15 protein-coding genes are annotated in these 13,124 nt (G+C 63.4%); 1 reads left to right on the top strand and 14 read right to left on the bottom strand.

Translation table 11 applies throughout. The annotated features are described in order from the left end of the window. Positions 1–16 precede the first annotated feature (16 nt). The 14 genes from B3349_RS07495 to B3349_RS07430 all read right to left on the bottom strand — a co-directional run bounded on the left by B3349_RS07495 (position 17) and on the right by B3349_RS07430 (position 12,297). Complete coding sequence (locus B3349_RS07495; RefSeq protein WP_291587739.1) at positions 17–1,177, bottom strand: CpaE/TadZ family protein; 1,161 nt, start codon at positions 1,175–1,177, stop codon at positions 17–19. An 18-nt stretch (positions 1,178–1,195) separates the two neighbouring features. Then, positions 1,196–1,645, bottom strand: coding sequence for a TadE/TadG family type IV pilus assembly protein (locus B3349_RS07490; RefSeq protein WP_291587737.1), 450 nt, complete (start codon positions 1,643–1,645; stop codon positions 1,196–1,198). Further along, positions 1,642–2,085, bottom strand: coding sequence for a TadE/TadG family type IV pilus assembly protein (locus B3349_RS07485; RefSeq protein WP_066540121.1), 444 nt, complete (start codon positions 2,083–2,085; stop codon positions 1,642–1,644). Before B3349_RS07485 ends, B3349_RS07490 begins: the two co-directional genes overlap by 4 nt. Positions 2,086–2,089: 4 nt before the next feature. Further along, positions 2,090–3,346 (bottom strand): pilus assembly protein TadG-related protein, encoded by a 1,257-nt coding sequence (locus B3349_RS07480; protein ID WP_291587736.1) that lies wholly within the window; start codon positions 3,344–3,346, stop codon positions 2,090–2,092. A 99-nt stretch (positions 3,347–3,445) separates the two neighbouring features. Next, positions 3,446–3,643 carry a Flp family type IVb pilin gene (locus B3349_RS07475; RefSeq protein WP_066540125.1) on the bottom strand — a complete coding sequence of 66 codons (198 nt, stop codon included), beginning with the start codon at positions 3,641–3,643 and terminating at the stop codon, positions 3,446–3,448. Positions 3,644–3,690: 47 nt separating this feature from the next. Beyond that, the gene (locus B3349_RS07470) at positions 3,691–3,900 is read right to left on the bottom strand and encodes a Flp family type IVb pilin (protein ID WP_066540127.1); all 210 of its coding nucleotides are present in this window, start codon (positions 3,898–3,900) and stop codon (positions 3,691–3,693) included. A gap of 158 nt (positions 3,901–4,058) precedes the next feature. Further along, a complete protein-coding gene (locus tag B3349_RS07465) occupies positions 4,059–4,391 on the bottom strand; it encodes a hypothetical protein (RefSeq protein WP_066540129.1) in 333 nt (110 codons plus the stop codon). A gap of 13 nt (positions 4,392–4,404) precedes the next feature. Beyond that, the gene (locus tag B3349_RS07460) at positions 4,405–5,904 is read right to left on the bottom strand and encodes a type II and III secretion system protein family protein (protein WP_414646862.1); all 1,500 of its coding nucleotides are present in this window, start codon (positions 5,902–5,904) and stop codon (positions 4,405–4,407) included. Positions 5,905–6,043: 139 nt separating this feature from the next. Further along, positions 6,044–6,892: a Flp pilus assembly protein CpaB gene (cpaB, locus tag B3349_RS07455; RefSeq protein ID WP_291587733.1), complete on the bottom strand. Its 849-nt coding sequence runs from the start codon at positions 6,890–6,892 to the stop codon at positions 6,044–6,046. A 29-nt stretch (positions 6,893–6,921) separates the two neighbouring features. Next, complete coding sequence (locus B3349_RS07450) at positions 6,922–7,512, bottom strand: A24 family peptidase (RefSeq protein WP_066540142.1); 591 nt, start codon at positions 7,510–7,512, stop codon at positions 6,922–6,924. Between the two features lie 1,020 nt (positions 7,513–8,532). After that, entirely contained in the window at positions 8,533–9,828 is a 1,296-nt protein-coding gene (locus B3349_RS07445; protein WP_291587732.1) for a TRAP transporter large permease, read from the bottom strand. Beyond that, positions 9,821–10,327: a TRAP transporter small permease gene (locus tag B3349_RS07440; protein ID WP_066540148.1), complete on the bottom strand. Its 507-nt coding sequence runs from the start codon at positions 10,325–10,327 to the stop codon at positions 9,821–9,823. Before B3349_RS07440 ends, B3349_RS07445 begins: the two co-directional genes overlap by 8 nt. Positions 10,328–10,424: 97 nt before the next feature. Then, entirely contained in the window at positions 10,425–11,408 is a 984-nt protein-coding gene (locus B3349_RS07435; RefSeq protein WP_291587730.1) for a TRAP transporter substrate-binding protein, read from the bottom strand. Between the two features lie 217 nt (positions 11,409–11,625). Then, the gene (locus tag B3349_RS07430) at positions 11,626–12,297 is read right to left on the bottom strand and encodes a GntR family transcriptional regulator (protein ID WP_066540152.1); all 672 of its coding nucleotides are present in this window, start codon (positions 12,295–12,297) and stop codon (positions 11,626–11,628) included. A gap of 71 nt (positions 12,298–12,368) precedes the next feature. Between B3349_RS07430 and B3349_RS07425 the strand changes: the two genes are divergently transcribed. Then, positions 12,369–13,121 carry a LamB/YcsF family protein gene (locus B3349_RS07425; protein WP_291587726.1) on the top strand — a complete coding sequence of 251 codons (753 nt, stop codon included), beginning with the start codon at positions 12,369–12,371 and terminating at the stop codon, positions 13,119–13,121. The last annotated feature ends 3 nt before the right edge of the window (positions 13,122–13,124 follow it).

Genomic DNA, 13,124 nt, shown 5'->3' with positions numbered 1-13,124 from the left:
GTAGGCGGTGGGGTGTTCATGCACGGCGGAAGAGGCGGTTGAGCAGGCCGCTGTGGCCTTCATGCAGCGTGGGTGACAGCGTCTCGGCCCAGGCCGCCAGCTCCCGCACCACCGCGCAGTTGCGGCTGGAATCGGCCAGTGCGACACCGGCGTTGATGGCGGCCTGGACTTCCTGGGGGGCATCGGAGATGGTCTGCCACTGCAGCGTCTGGCCCAGGGTTCGCCGGACTTCGTTCAGGCCGATGTCGCTGCGCTTGTCCACCCGGTTCAGCACCGGGTGCAGCCGGTCTTCTGCATAGCCCAGGTCCTGGAGCATGTGCAGCAGCTTCTGCGCATTGCGTACCGCAGGCACATTGGGCAGCAGCACGGGGGCAATGGTCTGCGCCCGGTCGAGCACGCGCAGGGCCAGGGGGTCCAGCACACGGCCCATGTCCAGCAGCACGAAGTCATAGTGGGCGGTGGCCAGCGCCACGATGGCGTCCACATGTTCGGGCGTGACGCCCATGGCCTGGATGGCGTTGTCCGGTGCCGCCAGCACATGCAGGTTGGGGTTCACCTTGACGGCGCAGGCGGTGAGGAACGAGGCATCGAGACGGTGGATGTCGGTCGCGATGTCGCCCAATGTCAGGCTGGGCCTGCCTTCGTGCAGATAGGACAGCGCATCGCCGTATTGCAGATTCAGGTCGATCAGCAGCACGGAATGCCTGCGTGCCAGCGCCCACCCCAGGTTGGTGGCCAGAAAAGTGGCTCCGGCACCGCCCTTGCAAGGCAGGAGTGCCACGGTCCGTCCCTGGGCCACGTGGGGCGTGGCATCCTGCAGCTTGGCTGCAATGCGTTGCACGGCATCCAGCAAGGTCTGGGGCGCGGCGGTGGAGGGCAGGACTTCCCGCACCCCGGCACGCATGGATTGCAGCAGGAACTCGGGCGACTGCTGGGCGCACAGCAGCAGCACGGCAGTGCGTGGGTAGCGCGTGGTCACCTGCTCCACCGGTGCCAGGTCGGCCGGGTCGCAGCACATGCCGTCCACCATCATCAGGTCGGGGCGCTCGTGTTCGGCAATCGCCGGCATGCGGGTCTTGCCGCCCTCGAAGACATGCACCTGGTGAGAGTGGGTCTGCAGCACCTGCACCATCTCTTGCAGATGGGCAGGGCGGGGGGAGATGATGACGATCTTCATGGTGTGGGGACTCGCGGTTTAGTTGGTGCAAGCGGTGTTGCTGTTGGGGTCCTGCCGCATGATTTCCCGTGGGAGCGCGGTGGCAAAGCTGGGGGTCGGAATCGCAGCCTGCATGCCGGAGCCCACGAGGGGCGAAATCCACTGAAACTGCAGGCCGGTGACCGCCACGGTGACGCTCTGGCAGGTGGCTGCCGTGCAGCCGGTCGGAGTCCAGCTGGTGCTGATGCTCTGGATCTGGGGCAGCAGCGCCTGCATGCGGGCCAGCACCTGGGCCTGTTTGGTGGTGTCGTCGCAGACCGCGGCATAGCGTGCACCGGCACGCGCCGTCTCGTTGGCGGCCACCCAGGTGAAGAGCATGCGGCTGAAGTCCAGGATGCCCAGCAGGAACATCAGGAAGACCAGCAGCGCCAGGGCGAATTCGATGATGGTGGCGCCGCGCTCTGTACGGCGGTGGTGTGAGGCTCTCATGTCTGGGTCCTCATGGTGGCGGCGATGTTGCTGAGGGTCAGTCCGTCGTTGGCATCGCCGAGCTTCAGGCCGAAGACACTGGCCGTCATGAACTGGAAGCGGTAGCTGTTGACGGTGACAGTGACGGTATTGATCAGCGGATAGGTCCCTGCGGTCTGCCAGGAGCAGGTCACTGAACCGGTGGTCAGGCCGCGTGCCAGCGGCGTGGTGCCGGCGGTGGTCTTGCCATACACCACCAGGTTCTGGGCCTGGGCGCAGTTGGTGTTGGGCAACTGGACCGACAGGTAGCGCACCGCGTCACGGACAGACTTGGCGACGGTGTTGTATTCGTAGAGCGCGCGGCCGAACTCCACGACCAGCATGCTCAACAGAATCAGGAAGGGCAGGATCAGCGCGAGCTCTACCAGCTCCACGCCTTGTTGACGGTGGTGGGCGCGCATGACATCACCTCACGAGGACAGGGACCAGGGGGCCGGCCGATCCGCCAGCGAGTCCGCTGGTGGTGCAAGGGCTGCCAACCGCCCCCGCATTGCCCAGGAATTCCAGCTGCACGTCATTGACGGGGATGGTCATGGGCTGGAGCATCAGCATGCAGGCAAAGTCGATCAACCTGCGGCTGGAGTTGACGATGGGCACGGTCACGATGCGGCGGTCTGCCCCGTAGGCCTGGTGCTGGGCGGAGGTGGCAATTTTGGAGAAGCCACCGCCCTGCATGCCGCACTGCGAAGCGTTGTTGCCGCAGCGCGTGAAAGCCAGGCGCTGGGCAAGAAAGTTGGGCGTGCTGCCGGAGGTGCCGCTGTAGGCGTTGCGCCCTGCCGACCAGCTGGCCGAGGTGTAGATGAAGCCGGTGTAGTCGGGCCGGTTGACGGCGGGGTCGCTGTTGTTCTTGTAGATGCCGAAGCGGTAGTTCCAGATTTCCACCACGGAGGCCTGCACGCCGGGCGTACCCAGGGTGTCGCCAATCTTGCTGCCGCAGTGGCCGTTGAGCTCATTCGCCGTCTCTGACGCACTGTTGGAGCCATCCAGATTGGCCCAGCCGAAGGTGCTGCCGCCATTGGACTTGGACAGCAGGGTCAGCCAGTCGCCCACGGTGTAGCCATAGTTCGGGCTGGTGGCGCCGGGCGTTTTCGGCTGCAGCGCGACGGGAATGGGGCAGGCGCTCTGTGCGCTGGCGCGGGTGGCCACGGCCGTGGTGCGCACGCTGCGGGTGGATGGAAAGTCGGCGGTGTTGCCGGAGAAGGCGCCCATGGCCTGCAGCAGCCACAGGCGGATGTTGGGCTGGGTGTGGGTGCACTGGGCATAGACCGCCGCAGTCGGGGCGGTGGTGTCGATGTAGCTGCTGTTGCGGAAGGTGATGTCGGCCGCGGTCACCTTGCCTTGGCCGTTCCAGGTGGCGGATTGCAGGTTCACGCCGTTTACGTTGGCGGCGGTGCTGCCGGCGCTCACGGCGCGGGTAATGGCATCGGACTTGCCATTGAGTTCACGTGCGGCCGCCAGTGCGCAGCTGTCCAGGGCGGTCTGCAGTTCGGTCTTGACGATGAACAGGCGGCCGAAATCCAGTGCGATGCCCATGAAGCCCAGCAGCAGCAGCAGGGCCAGTGCGGCGGTGATGATGATGGCTCCCCGCTGGCGCCGGTGTCCGCGGCAGCCAGTGAGTCCGGCAGGCCGCGCCAATCTGGGGGCTAGTGTGCGGGTGCTCATGATGGAACCTCATCGGGTGGAGAAAGGGTGGTGTGTGTGTGGACGCCGGGGGCATCGGCACGGCAGCAGGCTGCCGTGCCGACCCCGTCGACATGGCCCCTAGGTGCATGTGCCCGTCAGGCAGTCCGAGACTCGGGTGATGAAGTCCGCGAACTGGCCGCCGGCCAGGCCCTGCAGTGCCAGCACCAGTGCAATGGAAACCACTGCAATGATCAGCGCGTATTCCACGACCTGTGCGCCTTCCTCATCCTTGAGGAAGTGGTGCACAGCGCCGCGCCATTGAGGTGATAAGTACATGGTTTCCTCCTGTGAGGGGTGTCAGGGCGAACGCTTGCTGCGTCAAATCATTCGCAGGTCGACGTGGTCAGGCAGGCGGAGACCCGGTCAATGAAATCGCTGAAGCCGCCACCGTCTTCAGTGAGTGCCTTGAGTGCAATCACCAGCGCAATGGAGACCACGGCGATGATCAGTGCGTACTCGACGACCTGTGCGCCTTCTTCGTCGCGGACAAAGGACAGCAGGGAATTGCCAAATTGATGAGCGATATGGGACATGGTGAACCTCAGTGTGTTGAAGGGTTGGAGACACGTGTGAAACATTGGCTCTAGGCCGTTAGCTGGCGTGCAAGGCCGGTGTGCGGTCTGGACTCCTTTCGAATTCAGGTTTCTGTGGCGTGTGGTGATGGATACAGCGGGTGTAGGAGGCTGAGGCGTCACGGCGTGCCGCCACTGCCACCGCCGCCGCCACCACCGCCACCCGCGCCGCTCAGGGAGCCGCCGATATTGATGACGTTGACGGCCTGGGGCGGGCTCTTGTAGCTTTGCTGGTAGCGCTCCAGGGTGTGCCGGGTGGCCCGGCCATCCATGCCGCTGGCGGCGTCGGCGCCGGTGCCCGGCGTCTTGCCCGCATCGGGGTTGATGGTCATCTGCATGCGGGCAGACCGGACGGCGTCTCCGAAGCGGGCGTCGTAGTGGGGGGTGGTACTGCCGCAGCCCGCCAGCAGCGCGGCGGTGGCCAGTGGAAGCAAGGTGGTGCGAATGGACATGGCGGCCTCCGGTTCAGGTGGGCGGGTTTTGGGGGGCCGGACGGCTGGCTGGGGGCTCAGCCGAGGGCAGGGTCTGCATGTCCGGTGTAGCGGCCGCCGGAACCGGTGTCGCCATTGGGGCCGGTGCAGGCGCCGGGGCTGGCGTGGGCGAGGGCGGCGGTGTGGAGCTTTCCAGCGCACCGTTCAGGTACACCTCGGCACGCGAAGGCGGCACATGGTTGTCGGTGGGGACCGAGGGCGCTTGGGCCAGTGCCTGTACCAGGCGCGGGGTGATGATGAACATCAGCTCGGTCTGGTCCGTCTGGAACTCGGTGCTGCGGGCCAGTGCCCCCAGCACGGGAATCTCGCCCAGTCCCGGAAAGCGCTTGATGGCTTCGGTGATGTTGTTCTTGATCAGCCCTGCAATGACCAGGCTCTGACCGTCGTTGAGCTGCACCGTGGTATCGGCCCGGCGCACCGACAGCGAGGGGATGATGGAGGTGACTCCATTGATGGCGGTGAAGGGGGACCCGGTCTGGGACAGGTCGGACACTTCGGACACCAGCTTCAGGTTGACGCGTGCATTGCCCAGCACCGTGGGGGTGAACTTGACGCCGATGCCGAACTCTTTTTCCTCCAGCGTCATCACCGGCACACCGTTGGTATTGGTCTGCGCCACCGGGATGAAGATCTTCCCGCCGGACAGGAAGCTGGCCTGCTGGCCGCTGATGGCCATGATGTTGGGCTCGGCCAGGATGCGCACCAGGCCATCGTCCTTCTGCCCATCGATGTTCAGCGCGCCTTTGCCCACGCGCAGGGCGCTCAGCAGGCCGCCGCCGCCGCTCAGGAAGTTCGACACGACGGAGTAGGAGTTCATGCCACCGCTGGTGATGCGCTGGCCGCTGAAGCTGGAGCCCAGCTTGTCGAGCAGGGTCTTGCTGACTTCTGCGATCTTGACTTCCAGCATCACCTGGTGGGGCGAGGTGGTGCGCAGCAGGTTGACGATCTTCTTGCTGTCGCTGTAGGCCCCTGCCAGGGTGACGATGTCGTCCAGGCGCAGCGGATTGCTGATCTCGCCGCTGAGCACCAGGGCGTTGTCGGCGCCCTGGATGCGGATGCCGCGTTCTTCGGGCATCAGTTCAGCGAGCTTGGCTTGCAGCGGTCCCGGGTCGATGGTGACCACCACATCCTTGATGAAGCAGGTGCCCTGGGCGTTCTGCAGGATGACGTTCATGGCACCGGACTTGCGCCCGCGGAAGAACAGGTCGCGGGGGCTGAGCAGCTGCACTTCGATGTCGGCAATGCCGTTCTGGGCCTGTGCCTGGCCGCCCATGGCAGTGGCGGGGGCTGCCTGGCCGGCTGGGGGTGTCTGGCCGCTTACCAGGATGCGCACCATCGGTGAGCTCAGGGGAATGACGACGGATTTGCCTAGGGTGACGGTGGCGGGTTCCTCCATGCGGATGGCAGTGCATTGCCGGGTGGACGAGGCGGCACGTGGTGCCGCAGACGCTGCGGCGGGTGCCGCCATGGCCATGGCAGGGGATGCGCCAGCGGGCTGGGCATCGGCGGCCAGCGCGGATGATGCGCTGACCAGCAGCAGGTTCACTGCTGCATAGAGATGGTGGTATTTCACGGCCGGCCTCTCTCTCTCTGGTGTGTTGGTTGTTGCCGCGTCAGAAGCAGTTGAGGGTGCTGGTGCCGCCCTGGATGACTTCGACGCAGGTGGCTGCCGATGGCAGTGGTGCGGGCCGGGCGCGGGGCGCGGCGGGCTTGGCCACAGCCACCTTGACGGGGGCGCTGGGCGGTGTGGGTTCGGCCGTGCCGAACAGCTGGTGCTTGGTGATGCCCGTGGTGCTGACGGGATCCTTGTCAATCTGGTTGCGCAGCACCAGGGACAGATTGCCTACGCTGCGTGCCAGATCCAGTTTCTCGGCCTCTTCCGGGCTGAGTTCGAGCGTGACGGCGCTGACCACCTTGGGCTTGGTCTCGTCGCGATCGGCTTCCTGCGCCACTGCCAGGACCAGCACGTTCTCCAGCACGGTTTTGCTGATCTGGCGCGCATCGTCCGATTTGCCACCTTGCTCTGTTTGGGCGTTGACCACCACGTCCACGTGGTTGCCTGGCAGGGCAAAGCCCGCCACGCCCACCACATCGTTCACCCGCACGGTCATGGCCCGCTTGCCCGGGGCGATGACGGCTGCCAGGCCGCCCCGGGTTCCCACGGGGGCCAGCTTGCCTTCCAGTACGGCCTCCCCGCGCAGCACGCCCACCTTGACGACGCGGTCCTGCAACTGCTGGATGTCATGGAAGGCGCCGTTCGGGATAGATCCCCGGGGCCAGTCCACCGTGCTGAGCATGGTGGGAAGAATCTTGCTGCCCAGAGGGATGTCGCTGACAGCGACCACCACCTTGTCGGCATCGATGCTGCCGCGCTGGGCAACCCAGTTGGCGGCGTAGACCGCAGCGGCCAGGCTGGCAAGTGCAGCGAGGACGAACAGACCCAGGGCCTTGAGGTTTTTCATGGGGACCTCCCGCTATACCGTAGTGATGGTTAAACCCAGGTGAATTGCCGGGCGACGAGAAACGATGCCGTGCCCAGCGCGATGCTGACCCCGTAGGGCAGCGTGCCCACGGATGGCGCTGAACTGGTGCGTGCATCGGGACGGATCCCCGCGGCGACGGAGATGAACAGCAGCTGTGTGGTCTGCCGTGTGTTGTGCAGCAGCTTCCTGGCGGCTCTGTGCCACAGCGCGTAGACCAGGGCAGCGATGCCGCCAGCGATGAAGACGAAGACCACGGCATGCCAGGCGCCGTCGGGACCCAGGAATGCGCCTGCCATGGCCATGAGCTTGACGTCCCCTGCACCCATGGCGCGCAGCAGGTACAGCGGCAGCATGAGCACCAGACCCAGGCACATGCCGCCCAACGCCCAGAAGAATCCGCCGCCGTGGTGGGAGGAGGAGGTCAGGCTGTACAGCAGGGCGATGGCCGCACCACCGAAGGTCAGGGCATTGGGGATGCGGCGGCTGCGCAGATCGCAGATGGCGGCGGCCAGCAAAAGCAGCAGCAGCAGCAGCGAGCGTGGCTCGGTGAGCAGTGCGCCCACCAGCTCGGCTCCGGCGCGAAGTTCTGAAAAGTCCATGACCAGCCTCCACTCTCTGTGCTTGCTGAACCGTGTCCGTCACCGTGGCCGGTGTTGATCGGATGCGATCCAAAAGTGACATTGCAAGATAGATAATCTCTATCGGAATATTTATCTTGTTTTGAGAAATATTAGGCCTGGTGGATATTTTTCACAATCGAATAGTGCGTAAGAAATCTCCGATACCCATCGACGCGGTTACATAACCGTCGCTGTAGGCTAAATCGCATCTGACCCCATATGTAATTGCGACGTATTTGTATTTTGTTTACGGTTGGCCGATTCAATAAAGTGGAAAAGACCTTGTATGTCCGGGTGTGCCTGCGCTGGTCGCCAGGCGGGTTGGAGGGGGGGGCTACCTGGCCCTACCTGGTTTGCGCCGGATGCCCAGGGTTTGCGCGCCGTGCAGGGCAAATTCATGTGCGCTTTGGCGCTCCACTTTTGCAAGCAAATCCAGTGTGCCGGCGGCCGATCATCTAGGGATTTAATGGGTATTTATTATTTAAAAAAGATAAATATAAGTGGCAATCTATAGGCAGAACTGAGAATTTTTTGAGATGTGAGTAGTAGTTTCTTGTGTAACTGGAAAAATATATATTCACAATTCGTTCAGGTGATATTGGATTTTTACCAACCAGATAAATATTCAGAATCCGTTCAGGTCAATCACATGGTCCATGGTATTTCCACCTATTTGGAGGTGGCTGCTGGAAAATGCGAGCCAGAAAAAAATCTGCTGTCCGGAACGCGAACCATCCTTGCGTATCTCCATGCTGCTTTCGGGAAGGTCCGGTGGAAGGGGCCAGGGGGGGCAGGCCGCAGTGCTTCACCGCAGATTGCGGCGTGCTTTGCCGGTGTATTCCTGCTGGGAGTGCAGGGCACAGCGGTGGCGCGGCATGCTGCAGAAGCGGCATGGGGAAAGCCGCTATGGAGGCTGGAGCCGGCACCGCAGCGTTGCACGGCCAAGAAAAAAAAGAGCGCTTCACAGGAAGCGCTCTGGGTGCGGGGCGTAGACGGGGTCTACATGTTGTTGGGCAGTGCGGTCACGATCTGCGGGAAGAACCACAGAATCACCAGGGCCAGCACCATCAGGAAGAAGTAGGGCGCGCAGACGCGGGCGATATAGGTGATCTGCTTGCCCGTCATGCCTTGCAGCACAAACAGGTTGAAGCCCACGGGCGGTGTGATCTGCGCGGTCTCCACGGTGATCACCAGGAAGATACCGAACCACAGCGGGTCGATGCCCGCAGCCTGGATGATGGGCAGTACCACGCTCATGGTCAGCACGATGGTGGAGATGCCGTCCAGGAAGCAGCCGATCACGATGTAGAAGATGCCCAGCACGATGATCAGCATGGCGGGCGACAGGTGGAGGCTGCCCACGAATTCCGCCAGCTGGCGCGGCAGGCCGATGTAGCCCATGGACAGGGTCATGAAGGCAGCGCCGGCCAGGATCAGCGCGATCATGCAGTACAGGCGCGTGGCGCCAAACAGGGCGTCCTTGAAGTTCTTCCAGGTCAGCGCGCCTTGCACGGCCGACAGCACCAGCGAACCGACCACACCAATGGCGGCGGCCTCGGTCGCCGTGGCAATGCCCGAATAGATGCTGGCGATCACCGCCGCAATCAGCAGCACGACCGGGATCAGGTGGCGCGACTCGTAGATCTTCTCCTTGAAGCTCATGGTCCCGTCGGCCTTGGGCACCTTCTCGGGATTCAGCAGCGCCCAGACCATGATCCAGCCGCTGAACATGACCGCCAGCATGATGCCCGGCAGCACGCCGGCCATGAACAGCTTGGAGATCGACATCTCGGCCGACACGCCGTAGACGATCAGGATGATCGATGGCGGAATCAGCAGGCCCAGGGTGGCCGGGCCGCCCAGCGAGCCAATTACCTGGTCCTGCGGGTAGCCGCGCTTGAGCAGCTCGGGCACATTCATCTTGCCCACGGTGGCGCAGGTCGCGGCGGAGGAACCCGACACGGCGGCAAAGATGGTGCAGCCGATCACATTGGTGTGCAGCAGGCGGCCGGGCAGGGCGTTGACCCAGGGGGCCAGGCCGCGGAACATGCTCTCGGACAGGTTGGTGCGGTAGAGGATTTCGCCCATCCACACAAACAGCGGCAGGGCGGTCAGCGTCCAGCTGCTGGCCGACCCCCAGATGGTCATGGCCATGGCATCACCGGCGGCGCGCGCGGTGAAGAACTCCATGCCGAACCAGGCCACGCCGGCCAGGGTCAGACCGACCCAGACGCCGCCCGTGAGCAGCGCCAGCAGCACCACGATCAGTGCAATGCTTGCGGTAATTTCATTCATGGTGCGCGTCCTCGTTCGCAACAGCCTTGCGCTTGCCCATCAGCTCCAGCACCAGTTCGTCGCAAAAAGCGATAAAGAAAACAATGGTGCCCAGGGCCATGAAGATCTGGGGAATCCACATCGGCGTGGCATCGATGCCCACCGAGATATCGTCAATCTCCCACGACTGGAACACCAGGCGTGTGGAATAGAACGCCAGAAAGCCGGCCAGCGTGGTGGCGATCACCAGGGCAGTCACTTCCATGGTCTTGAGCGCCTTGCCTTTGAGGGCGCCCAGCAGCAGGGTGACGCGGATGTGTTCGCCCTTCTTGAGCGTGCTGGCCAGGGCCATGAAGCCGCAGCCGGCCATGGCATAGCCCGCATAGGCATCGGTGCCCGGGGCGTTGAAGCCGATGACGCGGCTCAACACCGTGAGCAGCACCATCACCAGAATTCCGATCATTCCCAGGCCCGCCAGCCAGGCCGTAGATCCGTACAGACCATCTAAAAATTTGCGCATGCTTGTGTTCCGCAGCAGGGGTTGAACCGGTCCCATCGGACAAGGCCCTTGCGCTGCCTGGTGCAATGCAAGGGCCTTGTTTCAGGGCTGCAACCTATTACTTGGCCTTCTTGTAGGCATCCAGAATGGCCTGGCCGTCCGCACCGGCCTTTTCGGTCCACTCCTTGACCACGGTCTCGCCGACCTTGGCCAGGTCGGCCTTCAGCTGGGCCGAGCCGGTTTCGATGCTCATGCCACCGGCCTTGAGCGCGGCGATGGACTTGGCATCCACTTCCTTGGATTCCTTCCAGCCGCGGGCTTCCGCGTCGGCAGCGGCCTTCAACACGGCGTCCTGCGTGGCCTTGTCCAGTGCGGCAAAAGCCTTCTTGCTCACGGTCACGGCATTCTTGGGGATCCAGGCCTGCACGTTGTAGTAATACTTCAGGTTTTCAAACAGCTTGTTGTCGGCACCGGTGGCGCTGGAGGTGATCAGGCCGTCCACCACACCGGTGGCCAGGGCCTGCGACAGCTCGGCTTCCTGCACGGTCACAGGCTGTGCGCCAATCAGCTCGCCGATGCGGGCGGTGGTGGGCGAGTACACGCGCCACTTCATGCCCTTGAGGTCTGCCACCGAGTTGACGGGCTTCTTGGTGTAGATGCCCTGGGGCGGCCAGGCCACCGAATACAGCAGCACCTGGCCTTGCTTGTCGAGCAGCTTTTGCAGCGCAGGCTTTTGCGCCTGGTAGAGCTTGAAGGCTTCGTCGTAGCTGCTCACCAGGAAGGGCAGGCCGTCTGTGCCGAAGATCTGCGATTCGTTCTGAAAGCTCACCAGAAAGAACTCGCCCATCTGCGCATTGCCGGTTTGCACGGCGCGCTTGATCTCGGGCATCTTGAACAGCGATGCGCCGAAGTGCGGCGTGATCTTGAGCTTGCCGCCGGTGGCAGCGTCCACCTCTTTCACAAACAGCTCGTTGTTCTTGGAGTGGAAGTTGCCGGGGCCGTAAGCGGTGGCGAAATCCCACTTGGTTTGGGCAGCGGCCGCACCGGCAAAACCGATGCTGGCGACCAAGGTGGCGGTAGCGCAAAAGATGCGACGCTTCATGTTGACTCCTTGAGGAAGGGCTGAAAGATGCAGGTGGTCACGTAAGGCAAGTTACGTGCCAAAAGTAGCATTGGTTTCAACAATCCTCCATAGGGGATTTCAACGATGCTGCTGTTGCGTAGGTGTTGTAGCTTCTTATTGTTGAGAGTCTGAATTCAGATTGTTCAACCAAATTGGTGCGCATCCCTGTGGTTGTGCACCTTCCTGGGGACCGGAATCACGGCAGCTGGCGCGCATAGACGGCCAGTACCATGCGTTCGGATTGCACCAGATAGGTCTCCAATTCCTGGGCAGCCTCCTTGGTCTGCCCATCCATCAACATCTGCAGCAGGCGCGCGTTATGGTCGACGTAGGGGGCATGAAGGTATTCGGGATCGTCCAGCATGCCGAAAGCCAGCCGGAGTTCGGCGGCCAGGTGGGCAAACATGGAGGACAGGCGTGCACTGTCGCTGAGCGCCACGATGCCCGCATGGAAAGCCATATTGGCCGAGCCCACGGTGCGCCAGTCCTTCACCTGGCGGGCGGCCAGGGCGTCGTCCACGGCCTGGCGCATGCGCTTGTGCGCAGGGTGCAGCGGCCAGGCCTTCTCCAGCGACTGGCATTCGATCAGCCGCCGCACCCGGTAGATGTCAATGATGTCGGCAATGGAGGGTGTGGCCACGGAGACCCCGCGGTTGGGTTCATGCCGCAGCAGGCCTTCCTTGATCAGCGTGCGGAAGACCTCCCGCAAGGTATTGCGCGAGATGTCCAGTTGCTGGCTCAGCGCGGCTTCCGACAGGCGCTGCCCGGCGCGCAACTCGCCGTGGATCAGCTGCTGGCGGATGCGCTCGGCCACGGCATCGCTCAGGCTCGTGGATTCGTTGCTGGAGGGGTCGCGTGGGCTTGGCATGGCAGATTGGTAAGGAATTTGCTAGATATTGTTGAACAAAGCGCTGGCATGTGGCGCAAGGAGCATACAAGATGGATTTGAACAGCGATCTGGGCGAGAGCTTTGGTGCCTGGAGCATGGGCGACGATGCCGCCATGCTCGATATCGTCAGCAGTGCCAATGTGGCATGCGGCTTCCATGCGGGCGATGCCGCGGGCATTCTCGCCACCCTGAAGGCCGCCAAGGCGCGCAATGTGGTGGTGGGCGCCCATGTGGCCTACCGCGATCTGGCCGGTTTCGGCCGCCGCAACATGGATGTGGCCAGCAGCGATCTGGTGGCCGATGTGATCTACCAGATCGGCGCGCTGCAGGGCCTGGCCCAGGCGGCGGGTACCACGGTGCGGTATGTGAAGCCGCATGGCGCGCTCTACAACACCATTGCCCAGGACCGGCGCCAGGCCACCGACGTGATCAATGCCATCAAGGCGATCGATCCCTCGCTGGTGCTGATGGCGCTGGCCGGGGCGCCGCTGATAGCCTGGGCGCGCGACGCCGGCCTGACGGTGGTGGCCGAAGCCTTTGCCGACCGTGCCTACACCCCCCAGGGCGCTCTGGTGTCGCGCCGCGAAGCCGGTGCCGTGCTGCACGATGAATCCCTGATCGCCCAGCGCATGCTGACCCTGGTGCGCGAAGGCGTGATCGAGGCCGTGGATGGGTCCATGGTGCGCGTGGAGGCGGATTCGATCTGCGTGCATGGCGACAGCCCCGGCGCCGTGGCCATTGCGCGCAACATCCGCCAGCGTTTTGAGCAAGAAAGTGTGCAGATCGCCTCGTTCGTGGCATGAGCG

It is taken from the genome of Comamonas sp. UBA7528, from assembly GCF_002479375.1.
Lineage (GTDB): Bacteria > Pseudomonadota > Gammaproteobacteria > Burkholderiales > Burkholderiaceae_C > Comamonas.
The sequence above is the reverse complement of the archived record's forward strand: the minus strand, read 5'-3'. Positions and strand labels throughout refer to the sequence as shown.